The organism is Sphingomonas sp. AP4-R1 (assembly GCF_013113735.1).
GTDB lineage: Bacteria > Pseudomonadota > Alphaproteobacteria > Sphingomonadales > Sphingomonadaceae > Sphingomonas_I.
On sequence record NZ_CP053346.1, the window covers coordinates 2,436,806 to 2,456,119 of the forward strand.

Below are 19,314 nucleotides of genomic sequence, written 5' to 3' on the forward strand. Positions count from 1 at the left end.
GGAGGTTCCATTTGCCAACGATCTACGACCTGGCAGAGCTGGCTGGTGTCTCGATCAAGACTGTCTCGCGTGTTCTGAACAACGAGCCGCATGTGCGACCTGCGACTCGCGAGCGCGTCGAGGCTGCGGCTCGCAAGCTATCGTACCAGCCCAGCCAGGCTGCCCGGCGGCTGGCGGGTAACCGGTCTTTCCTGATTGCGCATCTCTATGAGGCCAGCGAATCCGCTTATATCGGCGGGATCCAATCCGGTGCGATCCGACGGTGCCGGGAGCTTGGCTATCATCTCGTGGTCGAATCGCTCGAGGCGAATTCTGTCGATATTCCCGCGACCGTCGAGCGGATCATCTCGGTTCTCGCTCCCGATGGGATCATTCTGACGCCGCCTCTCTCCGACAATCGGGAGGTGGTGGACCTGGCACGCAAGCGCGGAGTGCGGCTCGTGCAGGTCGGTTCGATGGAGCATGAGCATGGATTGCAGGTGTTCATCCAGGAACGCGCCGCCGCTCAGGCAATCACGGAACATCTGATCGAACTCGGCCATGAACGCATCGGGATCGTGCGCGGCCACCCCCAGCACCGCGGTGCTGCCCTGCGATTCGATGGCTTCCTTGACGCGCTTGCGGCCGCGGGCATGGAGCCGCAGCGGCATTATGTGACGCAGGGTTATTTTGATGTGCAATCGGGGATCGAGGCAGGGCGGGCCATGCTCGCGCTCCAGTCCCCGCCGAGCGCGATCTTCGCTGCCAACGATCAGATGGCGCTGGGCGTTATGATCGCAGCACGGGATATGAGCATCGAAGTGCCGAACGCCCTGTCGGTCGCGGGGTTCGACGACACGCCCATGAGCCGGCTGATCTGGCCCTCTCTGACAACGGTTCGGCAGCCACTGCTCGAGACCGGTTCGCTTGCTGTCGAGATTCTGGTCCGACGGACGGAGGTCGAGCTTCTCGAGGAATTACCTTTCGCCCTCCAGATCCGGGCGAGCACCGCACCAGCGAGCTGATCATGTGCGTCGGCTTGGCCTTGCCGGGGTGACCGTGTTTGCGAGGTCGTTAACGATACGTTCGTGAACGCCCAGCCTGAGCGGAGAAAAGTAAGCGGAGATACCGCTTCCGATCAGTCCGGTCGCCGAGAGGCCAACCATGACGAAGCCGAGTGCCTCGAGCGTTCCCGCCGTCATTTCTGTGTTGGCGTGGAAGCCGATCGTCGAAAGAGCTGCCCCGTATATCGCGACCGCGAGGCCGAAGCCTGCTTTCTGGACAAACATGAACAGGCCGAACAGGAACGATTCGTGGCGCACTCCGGAGCGCCACTCGCCATATTCCACCGTGTCCGGAAGCGTGCCCCAGTAACCGACCTGAATGCCCACGGTTGCGATCTGCATCCACATGAAGAAGGCGGTTGCTGTCGTCGGCGTCGTCGGTCGGACGACCAGGAAGCCGAACAGGCCGACAACTCCGCAGCCGACCGCTGCGAGCCACATGATGCGCTTGCCTGCACGACGCCCGAGGATCGCCCAACCGGGGGCTAATATGAGCGATATGAAGGCTCCAGAAGACAGGGCATAGCGGGCGCTGGCCTCGTCATGCACGACATATTTGAAATAATAGATCAGCGACTTGTTGAGCGATGTCGTCGAGACCGTCGTGAATAGAAGGCCCAGCGCCAAGGCGATGAAGGCCGGATTGAGTCGCACGCACGCAAAGTAAGAAGAAAGCGCCACCTTCGGGATGGCATGCTGTTTTTCCGACGGCTCGCGCGTCGAGGCGAAGGCCACTAGGAACGCGAATGTCGCCACAGTGCCGAGCACGACCGCAACCAGGAATATCCCGTGCGCTTCGCTTCCCGCGCCCAGCGTTGCGGCCAGTGGCTGCGTGACGAAACCGACCGTGGCCGTAGCACCCGCACCGAACAACATCCGCAGGGATGCCAGGGTGGTCCTCTCCGACGAACTGTCCGTCATGCGCGCGGACAAAGACGCCAGCGGCACAGCGATAATGGTATAGCAGATGCGGAAGAAGAGATGTGCGACCAGCAGCATTGCAAGCAGCGTGTAGCCCTGGCTTTCCGGCTTCCAGTAGAGCAGCCCGAACGACACAGCGAGCGGCAGCGCACCGATCAGCAACCAGTGTCGATAACGGCCGAAACGGGTTCGGCCGCGATCCATCAGTGCGCCGACGACCGGATCGATGCAGCCGTCGAAGATCGAGGCCGTCATATAGATGAGGCCCGCAATGCCGACGGGTATGCCGACGATATCGGTGTAAAAAAACAGCAGGAAAAACGAGATGCTCTGCCAGTACAGATTGCATCCGTAATCACCGAAAGCATAGCCGATCTTGCGATGCAGGGGCATGCGGGGCTTCATATCAGCCGTTGTCTCCTCTCGGCTGCGGCGCCGGACCGCGTTACCGCGAGCCGCTCCTATCACGCCAGCGATTGGAAGAGTGTGCAGCTCGGATTTTTGACTTGCCCGATCGGTTCCGAAGGTTAGCTACGCCTTGTTCGCTGGTGATGCTCTGGCATTGCGCTCTCATGACGATGAGACATTCAGATGATCAGTGACCGCCTGACGATTGTCGGCGACAGGTTTCGGGACACAAATGGTCGTTCCGTCATCTTGCGAGGAGTCAATCTCGGTGGCGATTGCAAGCTGCCTTACCCTTATGGCGGGACGAATTTCCCGACCGATTTTTCGGATCACCGCGACGTGTCTTTCATCGGCCGGCCGTTTCCGATCGAGGAGGCGGACGAGCATCTCGGGCGGTTGAGCCATTGGGGGTTCAACGTCATCCGCCTGCTGACGACATGGGAAGCCGTCGAGCACGGTGGCCCCGGAGTCTATGACGAACCTTATCTGGAATATCTGGCGGAGATCTGCCGGCGTGCGGCCAGATACGGCCTGTATGTGATGGTGGATTTCCACCAGGATGTCTGGAGCCGCATGACGGGGGGCAGCGGCGCGCCCGGATGGACCTTCGAGACCGTGGGCCTGGATTTCACCAAATTCCACGCCGCGGATGCGGCTCATGTCATGCAAAATGTATATGATTATGATCGGGGGGGCTGGCAGGACGCTTATCCCCAGATGAGCTGGGGCCGCAATCACCGCCTGCCGCCGACCAACATCATGTGGACCTTCTTCTGGACAGGCCGCCTGTTCACGCCCGACTATCGGATTGACGGCGTCAACGTGCAGGATTTTCTCCAGCAACATTATTTGGGCGCGATGGATCAGGTCGCGCGCAAGGTGGCGGGCATCGAGAACGTGATCGGCTTCGATACGCTGAATGAGCCTGTTACGGGCTGGCTCACCCGTCGGATGAATTATCGCCATGTGGCGCCGACCGAGGAGAATCCGCTTCGACCCCGGCCTGGACTGGCGATGTCCCCGATGGACTGCCTGCTCGCAGCACGCGGCATTCCTGTGGAGGTGCCATTTGTGGTGCGCGATCCGAAGACCGGCGCGCTGTCGGCCTCGACTGAGCGGACGGTCAATTCGGCGCGCGTGCCGATCTGGCGTGAGGGCATCGATTGCCCGTTCGAGGCGGCGGGCGCCTATCGTCTGGATGGGGAACGGGCGGTCGACGTGAGGGAGAACTTCTTCCAGCAGCGCGACGGCCGTGCGCTCGTCGCCAGCGAGGATGCCTATGCGCCGCTGTTTCATAGGGTGGCCCAGGTCACCCGGTCACATGAGCCGGACTGGGGTGTGTTTGCGGAGATCGAACCCTATGCAGGACTGTCGGGCGAGGGCTTTCCGGCCGAGATGCCAGAACGCTCGATCAACGCCAGTCACTGGTACGATTTCTCGGTCCTCTACACAAAGAGGTTCACGCCGGAGGCGGCTTACGACTTCGGCACAGGAGAGACGGCCTATGGTCGGGCTGCCCTGAAGCAGGTCTATTGCGACCAGTTGGGGCGCATAGCCAGTCACGCCAAAAGGTTCGGGCCTGCGGGGGCTCCGACGCTGATCGGTGAGTTCGGCATACCATATGATCTCGATCATGGTGCGGCGTTTGCGGCCTGGGCAGAGGGCGATCATGGCAAGGCGCCGTGGGTCGAGCATGTCGACGCCCTCTCGTTGATGTACGAGGCCATGGATGCGCTCCAGCTGCATTCGACCCAGTGGAATTATACGGCGAGCAATCGCAACGATCTGATGGTCGGAGATGGCTGGAACCAGGAAGACCTCTCGATATTCTCGCGCGACCAGCAGACGGATCCGGCCAGCCCCGGCTCAGGTGGCAGGGCAATAGAGGGGTTCTGCCGTCCCTTTGTCAGGCGCACGACAGGCGTGTTGCGGGAGATGGCATTTGACGCGGAGACGAAGCGATTTACCGCTTCGATCGGTGAAATTCGAGATTCCGGAATCGACGAATTCGCCGAGATCTATGTTCCATTCGCCCAGTTCGGTATATCGCCTGACATCGCAGTGTCCGGTGCCGATTGGCGATTTGACTCGCCGACGCAGATCCTGCGGCTTTTCTATACCTATCGCGATGAAGTTCATGTAGTCATCACATGCTGAACTGCCGTTTCCCCACTGTGGGAAGCAATAAACCGCATTTTGGCCGAGTTGTTGGCTTGACGACGAATTTATTGGGTCATAGCGCTACGACAGCGCAAAAATGACAGCGCTGCCATTTGTTAAACGAGTCGCCTCAAGAGAAGGCGAAGAGGGGATTGTATGAAGATGAGATCCATTCTGATCGCAGGTGTCGCGTCCGGCGCCTTGTCTCACGCCGCAGTGTGCGCGCAGGCGCCATCCGCCGCTCCAGAACCGCCGGCATTGTCCGCTCCCGCCGCGGCTTCTCAGGAAGCCGCCAGCGAAATCATCGTCACCGGATCGCGTACCATCCGCAATGGAGCTGCAGCGCCGACGCCGGTGACGACGCTCACCTCGCAGGCGCTGACGCAGACTGCGCCCAGCAACATTCCTGATGCTCTGAACCGGTTGCCGCAGTTCCTCGGCTCCTCAAGTCAGTATCGCAGCACGACGTTCAACGCCACGGCCGGGCTCCAGGGCAATTACCTGAATCTGCGCGGCTTGGGGCCACAGCGGGTTCTCGTCCTGATCGATGGCAACCGTGTCCCCCCGACGGCCACGAGCAATGCCGTCGATTCCAACATCATGCCCCAGATGCTGATCGAGCGGGTCGATGTCGTCACGGGCGGTGCTTCGGCCGCTTATGGCTCGGATGCGGTCAGCGGCGTCGTCAACTACATCTTGAACAAGAATTTCAACGGTGTGCAGGCAAGCGCGCAGCGCGGCGTCTCGACCTACGGCGATGCGGGCTCGTACCGGCTCGGCGTCGCTGCCGGGCAAGGCTTTGCAGGCGATCACGGTCATATCGAGGCGAGCGTTGAGCATTATCGCAATGACGGCATTCCCAGCCAGTCCCAGCGGCCGGACTATTCGCGACTGGCGCTCATTACGGGGACGGGCGCTGCCAACAATCCCTATACGCTGGTAACGAACGCGCGCTTCAATGACGTCACGTTCGGGGGGCTGATCCGCTCCGGGCCGCTGGCGGGAAGCCAGTTCAATCCCGACGGCACCGCGTCTCCCTTCACGGCCGGAGCGCCGACGGGGACCTCGCAGGTGACGGTGGGCGGGCAGGGCGCTGTGGTTCCGCCGACGGTTCTCGTTCCCAAGCTTGAGACCACGCAGGCATTCGGTCGGGCGTCCTACGAGTTCACCGATACGATCAACGGTTTTGTCCAGGGCGGCTATAGCCGAAGCAAGACCGGCTATCTCTCTGCGTTCGCAACGCGGCGTGCCGGGACGAGCAATGGCATCACGATTTTCGCGGACAACCCCTATCTGTCGCCGTCGGTGCGCACGGCGCTCGGCGCCGCGCCGAGCTTCACGATGTCGCGCCTGTTCAGCGATGCGCCGGGCAACGAGCAGACCTCGCTGACGCAAAGCTACAATGTAATGACCGGCCTGGAAGGGACGCTGGGGGGGCTTCACTGGGACGTGAACTATACGCACGGCCGCGCTCAGCTTGATCTGTCGCAAGTCGAGCAGAACAACCGCAATTTCTATGCGGCGGTCGACGCGGTACGCGCACCGAGCGGCCAGATTGTCTGCCGAGTGACGCTCGTCAATCCGGCGTTTGGGCAGGGCTGTGTGCCGATCAACGTGATGGGGCTTGGCAATCTGGATCCGGCAGCGCTGGCCTATATCCGTCAGGATTCCCGTTCGCGTATCGTGAACCGGCTCGACGTGGTCGGCGCGAACCTGCGCGGCGATCTGTTCGATCTGCCTGCAGGCCCGGTCGCCTTTGCGATCGGGGGCGAGGCGCGCTGGCAGAAGCTGCGCCAGACGTCGAACGCGGATCCCTCGATAGCCGTCGACTATACCGGCATCCGCGGCGTGCCGAGTGGCGTGCTGCCGTTTGCGACCACGAACGTTGGCGCGGCGCGTGGCAGCCAGGACGTTAAGGAGGGCTATGCCGAACTGAACGTGCCGATCTTCAAGGACCAGCCTTTCGCGAAGCGGCTCGAGCTGAACGGGGCCTTCCGCTATACCGACTATAAGACCAGCGGATCGGTGAAGACCTGGAAGGTCGGGGGGATCTACGAGCCGATGGGCGGTATCCGTTTGCGCCTGACGGCATCCCGCGACATCGCGGCGCCCAGCCTGTTTGATCTGTTTGCCGGCCAGCAGGCGCAGGTGGGCACGAATACCGACCGGCATACTGGGGTCACCTCGCTCTCGACGATCGTGTCGTCGGGCAATGCGAGCCTGCAGCCGGAGCGGGCCAACACGCTCGTCGGCGGTCTTGTGCTGCAGCCGAGCTTCATCCCGCGCCTGACCTTCTCGATCGATGCCTATCGGATCGCGATCAAGGATGCGATCGGCAGCCAGGACGCACAGACCGAGCTCAACGATTGTGAGCTCAGCGGCGGAACAGCGCCGGTCTGCGCGCTGATCACGCGTCCTTTCCCTTATAGCAACACGACGCCAGCGAATTTCCCGACGACCATCGTCGTCGCGCCCCAGAACCTGTCGGCGCTGCGCGTGAAGGGTATCGATTTCGAGGTGAACTATACGGTCCCGCTGGAACCGGTGGTGGGTATCGGTGGCAATCTCGATCTTCGGGCCTTCGTATCCTACCTCGATTCTTACCAGACGAAGGCCAATGCGACGGCGAATTTCATCGAGCGGGCCGGGCGTGTCACCACCGTCGCGACGACGGCGGGCCTGCCGAAATGGCGTGGTCTGGTGCAGCAGGCCTATCGCAATGGTGGCCTGACGATCCAGCTGACCGAGCGATTTACCGGTAGCTATCGACGCACAACGACGGAAGCCTTCGATCCTGCCTTCGTAGAGGCGCCGAACAAGATCTATACGGATCTTTACGTGTCGCAGGGCTTTGATCAGAACCGCTATTCGTTGTTCGTGCAGGTCGACAACCTGTTCAACGTCAAACCCCCTCTGCTTCCGGCGACCGTCAATCCGGGCTTCACCTACCCCACCGACAAGCAGAATTACGACATTGTCGGTCGCGTGTTCACGATTGGCGCGAAGGCGAGGTTCTAAAACCGGCAAGTGCCGATCGTCCGGGCCGATGCTCCGGATGATCGGCTCGCCATGCGGGATTGGACGTGTCGATGACCTTTTCCCCAGACAGATGGCATATCCAGACAGCCGACGGTGTGGAGTCCGGGCGCCGCCGTGAATCCGCAACCTTGCAAAATGGGCTCGATATTCTTGAGCTTGTTGCGGATGGATCCATGTCTCTGGCCGAGTTGGTGCAGCGAACGGATCTGCCGAGGGCGACGGTTCGCAGGCTGTCACTGGCGTTACTGAGCCGGAATCTGTTGGTGGCGGACGCAACCGGTCGATTTCGGCCTGGCCCGAAGCTCCTGCTTCTGGGGGAGAGCGCTAAATCGCAGATCGATCTGATGAGGGTGGCGCGTCCCTGCCTGCAGGCCCTGACGACACTGACCGGCCATTCCACGTTTCTCGGTAGGCGCGACGGCGATTATTGCGTTCATATGCATCGCAGCACGGGACGCGAGCGGGTGACGGTGATGACTGGCCCCGGCACACGCCGCCCGCTTGCGGAAACCAGTCTCGGCAGAGCCCTGCTGATAGACGATAATCCTGGAGCGGTGGATAGGGCGCTCGCGCTGGCCAATCCCGATTACATGCCCGCAGCTGCTCGGGACGATATGCAAACGAGCGCCGGGCGTGGCGTCATTCTGAGCCAGGGCCCCGGTCCGCACTTCGTCAACGGGATCGCCTCTCCCGTGCGCGATGCCAGCGGGGCGATCGTCGCTGCGATCAGCGTGGCCAGCGCGGCATCCTATCTTCCTTTGGACCGTATGCGTCTGCTGGCGCCGGTGGTTCGTCAGGCGGCAGCGGAGATCAGCGGCATGTTGGGGCACGCTCTCGGCGCGCGATGAGATGCGGCGGCGGATCGCTTGCGACCTAGCCGCGCCAATCGTCACGCGCCCGGCTCGCCTCACCCTCTTGCGTGATCGCGGACTTGGGCGTCCGCTATCAGTAATGGACCAAGGCCACTCCCGGGCCTGATGTCAGCCTCGCCACCCATAGGTTCGGTGAGCGGCGAGGAGAGATCACGCTGCTGCGTCGCAATTGAGGGACCAACGGACGAGCGCATCTCGTAACTCGATGACGCGCCCAGCCTTGAGGCGCTTACCAAGCGCTGGGACGTCCTTACGGACCTGGGAGAGCGATCGCCAAGCAGCCCGCGCGACACCTGACACGGTGGATGTGGGGGCGGGCGGGCCACTGATCGCAGTGGCGGGATTGCGCTGCACGTGCCTTGCGGGGATCGAATTTCTCCCCGCTCTGTTGGTTTTTCGAGCGACGCTCGTCCGTCTTTCGTTCCCCGCAGTAAAGGCCGTGCTCTAGACGCCTCGTGGGTAAAGAAACGCCAAGGGTGGCGTCAGCGCTCGATTGAGATAGCTGCGGACCGCCGCGTCGCAGGAGGCGTGGCCCCAGCTGATGAGCTGCTCCTGAGTGGCTGCGTCTATCTTTGCGAGCCGGGTCGGGGTGAGAGCGAGCTTACTCGTCTGCGCGAACGGACAATTCAGCCTATTGGGTGCCGGATAGGCGTCAATGTCCGAGCGAGCGCTCCAATAGGCGCCCTTCCGATAATTGGGCGAGGCCAGCGGTTCGGCGAAGCTCCCGATCAGCTGGCGGTTGCGCAATGACCTGACCTGACTGTCTTCGATGTCCGCGACGCGGATCGACCCGTAGAGCCGCCATAGCGTGCCTAGATGGAAGAGCATCGCCCGGAAGCCCCCGCCAGACACAGCAAGGCCATGCGCCCGAGGCTCGGGTCGAACGCATAGACTTTGAGCGGACGCCGGCCCGGGAAAGACACAGCATTCGGCGAATTGCGTGTCACCATGCCGGAGGTCTCGTGACGGAGGTTCCGCGGACGCAAAAACTTTGAGGGAGTACCAGCAGCATCCTATCACGGGATGGCTGGGTTCGCCAGCGTAACGACTAAGCTATAACATCCATTATCGGTGGGATTGGCGTCGAGTTGAGAGGAAGTCATTGGCCGTTGAAGAGCATCCGGACGGGCCGATGGAGCGCTGACATGCGCCGTTCGGTCGCATGCAGCATATCAAGATCATCTGAGATCTTCGGATATGCTTCGCCTGAGGCGTCAGCCATCTATCCTGATCTGGGAGCCGCTATCGGTGACGCGCAGGCTGTAGCTCTGCGCGACGGCGGCAGCGAAGCCTGCAGGGTCGCTTGCGGAGAAGGCACCGCTGATCCGGTGGGCGGCCACCTGCGGATTGGGGATCACGATCGGCTTGTCGTTGTAGCGCGCGAATTCGGCTGCAGCCTCGGCCAATGTCGTATCGCTGAAGGTGATCCGTCCCTCGCGCCATGACAACGTCCGTTCGATCGCAGCCTCGTCGATCGCGCCGGTTTCGATGGTATCGTGGTTCGCGGGCAGGTCGGCGCGCATATTGTGCACCAATCGAAGCGGTGGCCGCGCATCTGGTCCAGTCGAACCGACCTCGACGACACCTTCGCTTACCATCACGCGTACCGGTTTATCGGCGTCGCGACGGACCGCGAAAGCGGTGCCGACCGCGCGGACCTGCATCGGCCCCGCCGTCACGATGAACGGTCGTGTCGCGTCCTTTGCGACCTCGAACAGCACTTCGCCACGCGAGACCGTGATCGCCCGCTTTGTGTCCGAAAGGTGCACGGTTATGTCGCTGGCCGTGTTAAGAATGACGATGCTGCCGTCGGCCAGCGTCACCCGGCGCATCTCGCCGATCGCGGTGGCAAAGCTCTGCGCCGGACGGAACAGCGAAAGGCCGAGTGCGCCGACACCGCTCGCGGCCAGGGCCGCGCCACCGGCCCGAAGCACGTGTCGGCGTGAAATCCGCCGACCGATCGGTTGATCCGCAACGGACTGTTGAACCGCGCTGAAAGCCGCCGGATCATAGCCTGTGCCCAGAGCGCGGGCCGCTTCCGCGCGGGCCATGACGGCTTCGGCGCGGGCGAGCGCTCCGACGCGACGTATGTCGCCGGCCAGCCACGCGTCGAGAGCGACGTCATCGGCTTCGTGGAGCGCACCACGATCGATCCGGGCAGCCCAGTCGGCCGCCGCGGCGTCGATCGCATCACTCGGTTCGCGCTCTGCCATCCCGCTTCGCACCTAATCCACGCAAGCTAGACACGCGAACCTCTTCGTTTCCGCCATCTCCGAATATCCTCGCCAGCTGGCGGACGGCGGTGGCGATGTGCTTTTCGACCGTGCTCTCTGATATGCCGAGTTGCTGGGCCGCCTCCCGCTGCGACAGGCCATGAACTTTACGTAGGACGAACGCGTCGCGACAGCGCGGCGGCAACTGGGCGATCGCCTCGGCAACAAGGCGCAGTTCCTGGCGGCCCTCTATCTGCACGTCGGGTGTCGGTTCGGGCAGCTCGATCTCGAGCCGTTCGAGTTCACCGATCGCGTCGATCGGCACGACCTGGGCGCGCCGCACCTCATTGGCGAGGATGCTAAACGCGGCCTGGAAGAAATAAGCGCGGGGATGAGCGATGTGATCGACCGACGGCAATGCCGCCAGCCGCGCATAGGTTTCCTGCACGATATCGTCCGCATCGTAACAGTCGACGACCGTGCGACGCGAAAGCCACCGCCGCAGCGCCGGCTCGTGCGGGCAAATCATCCGTGCGAGCCACCGCGCGCGGTCATGATCGATGCGAGACACGGGAAAGCAATCAACAGTGGAATGTTGCAACGCACAAGTGATAATTTGGGAAAATGTCACCTATCACCGCTTCATGGAAAAAATATTGCGGTCAGATGGCGGATTGGTCGCGGTCACCTGTCTATAGCTTTGTAGCTGCACGGCGAGCGGGAAGAACAGCCCGCCGAATAGATGCCGCCGCAAAGGAGAGCGCCAGGAAGGCTTTCGGGGGCGGTTCGGCGCATCTCATTCTGATGAGAGCGGCGGACCCCGTGTTCGACACCGGCGGCATGAACGGGCTGCCGCACGGTGTTCCAAGGCCGGGGGGACTGTGCTTATGCGAAACGGGAAGTGGGTTGGGCGAGCCCTTGCGGGGATCAGCATCGCTGCGCTCTGGGCCGGCGGTGCGGTGGCGCAGCAACGGCCATTCAATCTGCGCGCCGGCCGCGCCGTCGTGACGCTACCCGATTTCGCGATGCAGAGCGGTTTGCAGATCATCGCCGCCGCCGATCAGCTCGGCGACAAGATGACGCCCGCCATCCACGGCACCTATGACGTGCGCTCGGCGCTGCGTCAGCTTATCGCTGGCACCAATCTCACCATCGCGTCCGACAGCAATGGCCTCATCACGCTGAGGGATCGCGGCACGGTCACTGCCTCGTTCCGCCCGGTCGCCTTTGCAGACTATCGTCAGGCGGATACGGCAGCCGAGGCACCGGCTCCGGCGCCCGAGGCGCCGCCGCCCGAAACGGCCTCCAGTTCGCAGATGCCGGCGGACGACATCGTCATCGTCGGCTCCCAGATCCAGGGCAGCAAGGTGACCGATGCGCTGCCCGTCACAGTGGTCGGCAAAACGCAGATCGCGAACACGGCGGCTGTCTCTGGCGATGAGCTCTTCCGCTCTATCCCGCAGATGGGGAGCATCACCTTCAACAGCCAGTATATTCCCGGAAGCAGCAATTCGCCGCGCGGCGACGTGGGTTCGGTCAACCTGCGCGAGCTCGGGCCCGGCAATACCCTGGTCCTGCTCAACGGCCGCCGTGTCGTCCAGCATCCGGTCAGCACTGCCGACGAAAATCTGGTTCCCGTCATCAGCTACAACACCAATGCGATACCGGTTTCGGGTGTCCAGCGACTGGAGGTGCTGCGCGACGGTGCCGCAGCCATTTATGGTACCGACGCCGTCGCGGGCGTGGTCAATACTGTTCTGCAGGAGAAGTTCAGCGGCGTCGCGTTGGAGACGCAATATGGCTATGCGACCGGCACGAACCTGCGTGAATCGACCACCAATGCGACGGTCGGCCACAATTTCGAACATGGCAACATCACGCTGTTCGCGAGCTACACGCACCGCGATGCGCTCTACGCGTCCGACCAGAATTACACGTCTTCCGCCGACAAGCGCGCGCTGTTCGCGGGGACGCGTTTCGCCGGGGCGACGTCCCTAGATGGTCGAAGCACCAATTCCGCCTTCGCCAGCCTGTCCACTCCCGTGACGACGGCCGTGCGGGTGGGCGGCACGGCCATCACCACGGCCGCAGGCCTGTTCCATATTCAGCCGACCGGAATTTCCGGCTGCGGCTATGGCGGCGCGCCTCTGACCGGGGGCACCTGCATTGGCTCCGGGACGCTGGCGACGGCGGGTGCTGCGCGCGACACGCGCTACGATTCCCCGGTCGCCGACAATACGACGATCATGCCCAAGCTCGACCGCATCAACCTGTTTATGACCGGACAATATGAGGTCTCGCCCGACGTCACGGTCTATGGGGAGGCGGGCTATTATCATGCCAAGACGGTGAACAGGGTCGGAGCCACGGGGACCTTAGCATCGGTCCTGATCAACGTTCCGGCATCGAATTACTGGAACCCGTTCGGTGCGACGACGATCAACGGCGTCGCCAATCCTAACCGCATTCCAGGGCTTGTCGGCGTGCCGGCCGCCGGCCTTCCGGTGACCATCCGCGCCTATACTTTCTCCGACGCCGGCGCGAACACGGTGATCGACCGCAACAACCAGCTTCGCCTTCTCACGGGCATCAAATTTCCGCTGTTCGGCTTCAAGTGGGATTCGGCGGCGGTCTATTCGCGCGCCCACGTCAGCGACTGGTCGACCGGCATCTCGGCGACCCAGCTCCAGCAGAACCTCGCTCTCGCTACGCCGGATGCCTATAACATCTTCAACGGTGGCAATACCGGCGTCTACAGTCAGGCCGACACCTCTCCGAGCAGCCAGGCGGCGCTCAACGCGATCCGCATCAGCACGGTCCGCAAGGACACGACGACGCTGGCGATGGCGGATCTGAAAGGCAGCAACGCCGCATTGTTTCACCTGCCTGGTGGTGATGTCGGCTTCGCCCTGGGTGGCGAAATCCGTCGCGAGACGCAGTTCGACAATCGGGATCCCCGCGTGGATGGTACGACGACCTTCACAGATAGTGTGAGCGGAATCTTGTATCCGAGCGATCTGATCGGCACGAGCCCGAACCCGGACACCAGGGGCAGGCGCACCGTCGCTTCGGCATACGGAGAGCTTGCCATCCCGGTCGTCTCTCCGGAGATGAACATCCCGCTGATCCGCAAGATCGAGCTTCAGGTCGCCGGTCGCTACGAGCATTACAGCGACATCGGATCGGTGGCGAAACCGAAGGTCGCCGGATCCTGGGATCTGGTCGATGGCGTACGCCTGCGCGCCAGCTGGGCACAGGGCTTCAAGGCGCCGAACCTGGAGCAGATCAATGCGACGCTGATCACCCGGTCGAATACCCGCACCGATTATGTCCGCTGCCAGGCGGACCTGACTGCGGGCCGCATCACCAGCTTCGCCAATTGCGGGCAGAGCTTCGCGACCTCGGTGCAGCGTGCCGGCAATCCCGATCTCAAGCCGGAAGAGAGCGAAACCTGGTCCGCAGGCGTTGTGCTGCAGCCCAAATTCATTCCGTCGCAATTCGGCCGCTTCACGATCACCGCCGATCTCTGGCATGTGAAGCAGACCGGGATCGTCGGCCTGTTCGGGGAGGGCAATGCCCTGATCCTGGATTATCTGATGCGTCAGCAGGGATCGAGCAATCCCAACGTTATCCGCGCCGCACCGAACTCCGATGATCAAGCATTGTTTGCAGGCACCGGTCTTGCGCCGGCGGGGCTCGTGCTGTTCGTACGCGACCAGTACCGAAATCTGCTGCCGCAGACGGCCTCCGGCATCGACATGGGCCTCAACTGGCAGATCAATAATACGCCGGCCGGCAGCTTCAGTCTCGACGTCAACGTGGCCTATCTGCGAAAATTCTACCGGGATCCTTCGCCGGATATCGCGGCGCTGCTCGCCGCGCGCGCGGCGGGCCAGATCAATGCCGGTACGACGATCACGGGCGGGGGCGATCTGATCCAGTTCGGCAGTCGTCCGCGCTGGCGAGGAACGTCGTCGCTTACCTGGAGCCTGAAGCAGGTTCAGGTGGGTGCCTACGCCCAATATACCGGTCCTGTGGACGACACCGCGCTGATCGATTCAACCGGCGACTATTGGCGGCAGAAGAGCCTTCTGATCGGCAATCTCTACGTCCAGTTCACGATGCCGGCTTTCGGCAACGAGTCCAAATATCGGCTTCGGCTGGGCGTCCGCAACATCGCCGATGCCAAGCCCCCGCTGGTGGCAGCCGGTTATAACGGCGATCTCTATAATCCCTATGGTCGCTATCTCTATGTCAACGCACGCGTCGAGTTCTGATCCCGTGCCAGATCGTGGAGACGCGGCTGGCCGGCAGACCCTATCCTGTGACTATCGAACAACGGCGCAGCAGCCTGTCCCTTGGCTGCATGTGCCCGTGACGGAGATACCAGCATGAAGAAGACCATGTTCGCCGCGCTCACGGTAACGACGGCGATCGGGTTGACCGCGACACCCAGCATCCTTGCTGCTCCGAACGAGAAGATGGTCGCGATTGTCGGCGCGACCGTGTTCGACGGCACGGGGGCATCGCCAAGGCCCGCCACCGTGCTGATCCGAGGCGAGCGCATCGTCGCTGTCGGCGCGAATGTGAAGGTACCATCGGGCGCCAAAGTGATCGATGCCAAGGGAGAGGCACTTCTGCCTGGTTTCTATGATCTGCACACCCATTGGACCGCCGGCGGCGATCCGGCGGTGACGCCCGCCATCGCGAACGCCTATGTCTCGGCAGGCGTCACCACCAGCAACGACTTCAACTCGGCCCCGGAATCCTTCGAGGCAAGGCGCAGGTGGATCGCGTCGCTGGCCGTCGCGCCGCACGTCAACATGTGCGGCCGCATCTCCACGCCGGGCGGTCACGGCGCGGACTGGGCGGACGCCGCCACCACCAGAATGATCGTGACCCCGGCAGCCGCGCGCCAGGCCGTGGACGAACTGGTCGCCTACAAGGCAGACTGCTTCGGTGAGACGATGGTCGATGGATGGCGCTATGGCCTGTCCCCAGACAATACGAGCATGAACGAAGACGCGCTGACCGCGCTGGTGGATGAGGCCCACAAATATAACCTGCCCGTGCTGACGCACATCCTGCGAACCGAAAAGGCGGCGGAGGCGGGGCGTGCCAAGGTGGATGTGATCGCCCACGCCTTGCAGGATCTGCCACTTACGCAAGACCAGATTGAGACCATCAAGAAGGGCGGCGGTTTTTATGCGCCGACGCTCGCCGTCTACGATCCCAGTAAACCGAGCCGTCGTGCGGCCCCGCCTGGCAACGAGGCTGCCCGCGCGCGCGGTACCGCCAACTGGAGCAACGCCCTTTCGAGCACTAAGAGGCTCTATGACGCAGGAGTGCCGATCGCGGCAGGCACCGATGCGGGCATGCCGGGCACGCACCATGGCACATCGGCGCTGCATGAGATGGAACTGCTCGTCCAGGCCGGCCTGTCACCGTCCGCGGCGCTGATCGCGGCAACCGCCAACAGTGCTAGGGCCATGCGTCAACTGGAGGATCGTGGGATGATCGAGGTCGGTAAGCGCGCCGATCTCGTGCTGATCAAGGGCGTCCCCTGGGATACGATCAGCGATGTCCGCAAGACCGATCGGGTCTTCGTCGACGGCAAGCTCGTCTTCGGGCCTGGCGCGCCGCCGCTGAACCCGGTGGTGCCGATGCCGCCGGTGGCGGTCGGCCCGCTCGTGGACGATTTCGAAAGGCCAGATGGCCGTTCGAACCTCGACACGCTGGTGGTGACCGAGCCCGACAGTGGTCTTGGTCGAAGCATTGAGATGATCGATACGATCGCCCGCGAGGATGGCGGCCATGCGCTGACCATGATCGGCACGATGGCTTTCAAGCCCGAACCGCAGATCGCGGTCGTGCTGCCCCTCACCAAAGGCTCGGTCCAGCCTGCAGACGTTCGGAAGTATAAGGGCGTGAAGCTTGATCTGCGCGGCGATGGCCCGTTTGAAGTCGCGCTCAACACGCTGGGAGGCACGTATATCGCGACCGTCAGCGGTGGGCCCAAATGGCAAACTGCGGAATTGCCATTTGCCGATTTCAAGAAGCAGACAGGCCGCGCCGAATTTCCTGCCGATCATTGGACCGGGACGGACGTGATGGAGATCGAGGTCAGAGCCAAACGGAAAGGCGGAGAAAAAGCGTGGCTCGTACTCGATAACATTGCGTTCTACTGAGATTGCCTGGCCGTGGCGTTCTCCCCCTGATGCCCGCAACGGCACCGCACCGCCGATCGTCGCTTTGCAGCCGCGGGTTCTCGACGGCATCAGGTCGCTCTGGCTGACGCCAGCATCGGCTTTGGGTCTGTCTTTCCGGGAAACCGGGGGCCTGTAACAGACGAAGTCGAGCCGTCGCTCGACCTGTGTCAGAGCGGCTGTTCTCGCCGAGCCCCGCCATTTGCGTCGACCACGGCCTGACGATGCGGGGCGAACGTCGAAAGCCTCACTTGTTCCGAAAGCGGGCTCAACATCGGTTCTCCTGCGGGCAGGGACGGGCGCCCTGTCGGACGGATGGTGCCTGCGCCTGGGTGGGCTCGCGCAGGCACCTGTCTATCAACCGTTCAGGCGATCCCTGATGGCCTTGGCCGGCGCAAATCCGAGCTTCTTGGACGCTGCGATCGTGATCGCCTCGCCTGTCGCAGGGTTCCGGCCCTTACGCTCGGGCTGATCCTTCACCTTGAACTTGCCGAAGCCCGCCAGCGACACTTCGTCGCCCTTGGCCGCCGCGTCCGCGATCGCGGCAAACACGGCATCGACCAGCTTTTTGGCATCAGCCTTCGCGATGCCCTGGTCGTTCGCCAGTGCCTCGGCGAGGTCAGCATTGTTCATGTCTTCGGTCCTCCTTACACTCATCGAAAAAACGATGCCGGGCAAGCCGTGGCCGCCCCTTTGCACCGTCGACCCCGCCATAAACGGCTCGCTTTGGGAGGAAAGCCCCCAGCAGCCGCGGGCCCTGCGTTCAGGCCTCGGGACCCAGTGCTCTGATGGCTCTGCGTGGACTGTGGTGCGTGGGCGGACGTTCTTAACTCTTCCAGACGATATCGAGGCGTGCACGAAATTAGCCATTTGCCATCGACCCTGCGATATTGGTCGGCGTAGATGCCGAGCAACAGAAGGGGGTTGGGATCGGGCTTCGACGCGGTCTCGAAATCGATCAGATAGCAGCGCCCGGATGCCGCATCGCCGTTCAGGGCGATGTCGTGATTGGCAATCGCGTGGACGAACGGATAATCGCGTGGACGAACGCATAATGGTTGCGTGCATCGCGATCATAGCGCCGATACGCTTCGGCAAGGCCGGCCTTGATGGCGGGAAGCCCGGACATCTCGCCATCGGCCACCGCAACCACGGCATCGGCCGTAAAGACCTGATCGAAGCCTTCAAAGTCGCCGCCACCCAGGCAGCGCGCATGACGGATCCGCAACTGGCGGATCTCCTCGACATCGAGCAGTGCTGTCAGCCGTCCGTCGAACATGGGATGCATCTCACGCATACTGCACCGCCTGACGTTCTTCGGACCAGACCGGGTAATCGGTATAGCCTCGCTCGCCTGACGAGCCGTACCAGGGGGCGCGATCCGCAACGTTGATCGGGCGGTCATGCCGCATCCGCTCGACGAGATCGGGGTTGGCGATAAAGGGACGGCCGAATGCGATCAGGTCGAGATCTCCCGACTGCAAGGCCAGTTCACCGCTGTCCTTGGTGAAGCCTCCGGCGGCGATGAGCGGACCTGTATATGTCTTGCGGAACGAGGCGGCGAAGCTGTCGGGCGTTTTCTCGGCCCCGATCGTCAGCTGGTCGCTCAGACGAACATAGGCTAGTTCGCGCTTTTCGAATTCCGCTGCGAGTGTGACCCAGATCTTTGCCTCTCCAATATACGGCTCCATGCCGAACAGTCGCCCGAACGGCGATATCCGGACGCCGACCCGGCTGCCGCCGATTTCTGAGGCGATCGCATCGAGCGTCTCGAGCATGAAGCGGAGCCTGTTGCCGATCGAACCGCCATAACGATCGTCCCTTCGATTGAGTGCGCCGTTGACGAACTGCTCGAACAGATAACCGTTGGCACCGCGCAGTTCGACCCATCGAAGCCCGCATCCACGGCCACTCGCGCGGCGCGCACGAAGTCCTGGGTGATCCTGGCGACCTCTTCTGTTTCAAGGGTGCGCGGTGGGCTCGCCAGTACGCTCGCCGGTTCTCCCGCTTCGTTTCGCGCGAATGCCCAGGCATGCTCGCTTGTGGTCGCATTGGACGACACCGGTGCCCGGCCGTCCGTCTGCGATGATACGTGCGAGACGCGCCCGACATGCCATAGCTGCGCGAAAATCCGGCCACCTTCGGCATGCACGGCATCGGTTACGCGCCGCCAGCTTGCCGCCTGCTCCTGCGTGTAGAGGCCGGGATTGAACAGATAGCCGCATCCCTCAACCGACACGGGGGCGCCTTCGCTGATGAGCAGGCCGGCACCTGCGCGTTGGCGATAATAGAGGATCGTGAGATCATCGGGGATGGTGTCCGCTCGTGCACGGGTCATCGGTGCCATGACGATGCGGTTGCGCAGCGGCAGGCCCGCAAGATCGAACGGCTCGAACAGTTTGCTCATGCATGCATCCCTTGGAAAATGGCTGCGACGGATCTCGTCACAGCA

Annotated in this window: 12 protein-coding genes and 2 pseudogenes; 7 read left to right on the top strand and 7 right to left on the bottom strand. The window is 62.6% G+C overall.

Annotated elements, in window-relative coordinates; all coding sequences use genetic code 11:
* Positions 1–11 precede the first annotated feature (11 nt).
* On the top strand, positions 12–1,004 hold the full coding sequence (locus tag HL653_RS11410) for a LacI family DNA-binding transcriptional regulator (RefSeq protein ID WP_171744627.1): 993 nt from the start codon (positions 12–14) through the stop codon (positions 1,002–1,004).
* Here HL653_RS11410 and HL653_RS11415 read toward each other — a convergent pair whose 3' ends face one another.
* Complete coding sequence (locus tag HL653_RS11415; protein WP_171744628.1) at positions 1,005–2,369, bottom strand: MFS transporter; 1,365 nt, start codon at positions 2,367–2,369, stop codon at positions 1,005–1,007. It abuts the gene before it with no gap.
* Positions 2,370–2,555: 186 nt separating this feature from the next.
* Between HL653_RS11415 and HL653_RS24635 the strand changes: the two are divergent.
* The 4 genes and pseudogenes from HL653_RS24635 to HL653_RS11430 all read left to right on the top strand — a co-directional run.
* Positions 2,556–2,879: pseudogene (locus HL653_RS24635) on the top strand (hypothetical protein); the annotation flags it as partial.
* A gap of 252 nt (positions 2,880–3,131) precedes the next feature.
* Entirely contained in the window at positions 3,132–4,529 is a 1,398-nt protein-coding gene (locus HL653_RS11420; protein WP_367613611.1) for a hypothetical protein, read from the top strand.
* Between the two features lie 165 nt (positions 4,530–4,694).
* Positions 4,695–7,550 carry a TonB-dependent receptor gene (locus tag HL653_RS11425; RefSeq protein ID WP_171744630.1) on the top strand — a complete coding sequence of 952 codons (2,856 nt, stop codon included), beginning with the start codon at positions 4,695–4,697 and terminating at the stop codon, positions 7,548–7,550.
* A gap of 71 nt (positions 7,551–7,621) precedes the next feature.
* Complete coding sequence (locus HL653_RS11430) at positions 7,622–8,419, top strand: IclR family transcriptional regulator (RefSeq protein WP_253718041.1); 798 nt, start codon at positions 7,622–7,624, stop codon at positions 8,417–8,419.
* Between the two features lie 1,238 nt (positions 8,420–9,657).
* On the opposite strand, the gene HL653_RS11435 is transcribed toward HL653_RS11430, so the two are convergent.
* Together HL653_RS11435 and HL653_RS11440 are read right to left on the bottom strand one after the other, a co-directional pair.
* Positions 9,658–10,656, bottom strand: coding sequence for a FecR family protein (locus HL653_RS11435; RefSeq protein WP_171744632.1), 999 nt, complete (start codon positions 10,654–10,656; stop codon positions 9,658–9,660).
* On the bottom strand, positions 10,634–11,227 hold the full coding sequence (locus tag HL653_RS11440) for an RNA polymerase sigma factor (RefSeq protein ID WP_171744633.1): 594 nt from the start codon (positions 11,225–11,227) through the stop codon (positions 10,634–10,636). The genes HL653_RS11435 and HL653_RS11440 overlap by 23 nt, the downstream gene beginning before the upstream one ends.
* A gap of 316 nt (positions 11,228–11,543) precedes the next feature.
* On the opposite strand from HL653_RS11440, the gene HL653_RS11445 reads away from it, so the two are divergent.
* Positions 11,544–14,933 (top strand): TonB-dependent receptor, encoded by a 3,390-nt coding sequence (locus HL653_RS11445; RefSeq protein WP_171744634.1) that lies wholly within the window; start codon positions 11,544–11,546, stop codon positions 14,931–14,933.
* A gap of 114 nt (positions 14,934–15,047) precedes the next feature.
* A complete protein-coding gene (locus HL653_RS11450) occupies positions 15,048–16,844 on the top strand; it encodes an amidohydrolase family protein (protein WP_216599979.1) in 1,797 nt (598 codons plus the stop codon).
* Positions 16,845–17,219: 375 nt separating this feature from the next.
* Here HL653_RS11450 and HL653_RS11455 read toward each other — a convergent pair whose 3' ends face one another.
* From HL653_RS11455 to HL653_RS24645, 4 genes and pseudogenes are all read right to left on the bottom strand, one after another.
* The gene (locus HL653_RS11455) at positions 17,220–17,495 is read right to left on the bottom strand and encodes an HU family DNA-binding protein (protein WP_171744635.1); all 276 of its coding nucleotides are present in this window, start codon (positions 17,493–17,495) and stop codon (positions 17,220–17,222) included.
* A 20-nt stretch (positions 17,496–17,515) separates the two neighbouring features.
* A complete protein-coding gene (locus HL653_RS24640) occupies positions 17,516–17,878 on the bottom strand; it encodes a nuclear transport factor 2 family protein (protein ID WP_216600018.1) in 363 nt (120 codons plus the stop codon).
* Entirely contained in the window at positions 17,854–18,159 is a 306-nt protein-coding gene (locus HL653_RS23975; protein ID WP_216599980.1) for a nuclear transport factor 2 family protein, read from the bottom strand. The genes HL653_RS24640 and HL653_RS23975 overlap by 25 nt, the downstream gene beginning before the upstream one ends.
* Positions 18,152–19,269: pseudogene (locus HL653_RS24645) on the bottom strand (alkene reductase). The gene HL653_RS23975 and the pseudogene HL653_RS24645 overlap by 8 nt, the downstream one beginning before the upstream one ends.
* Positions 19,270–19,314: the final 45 nt, after the last annotated feature.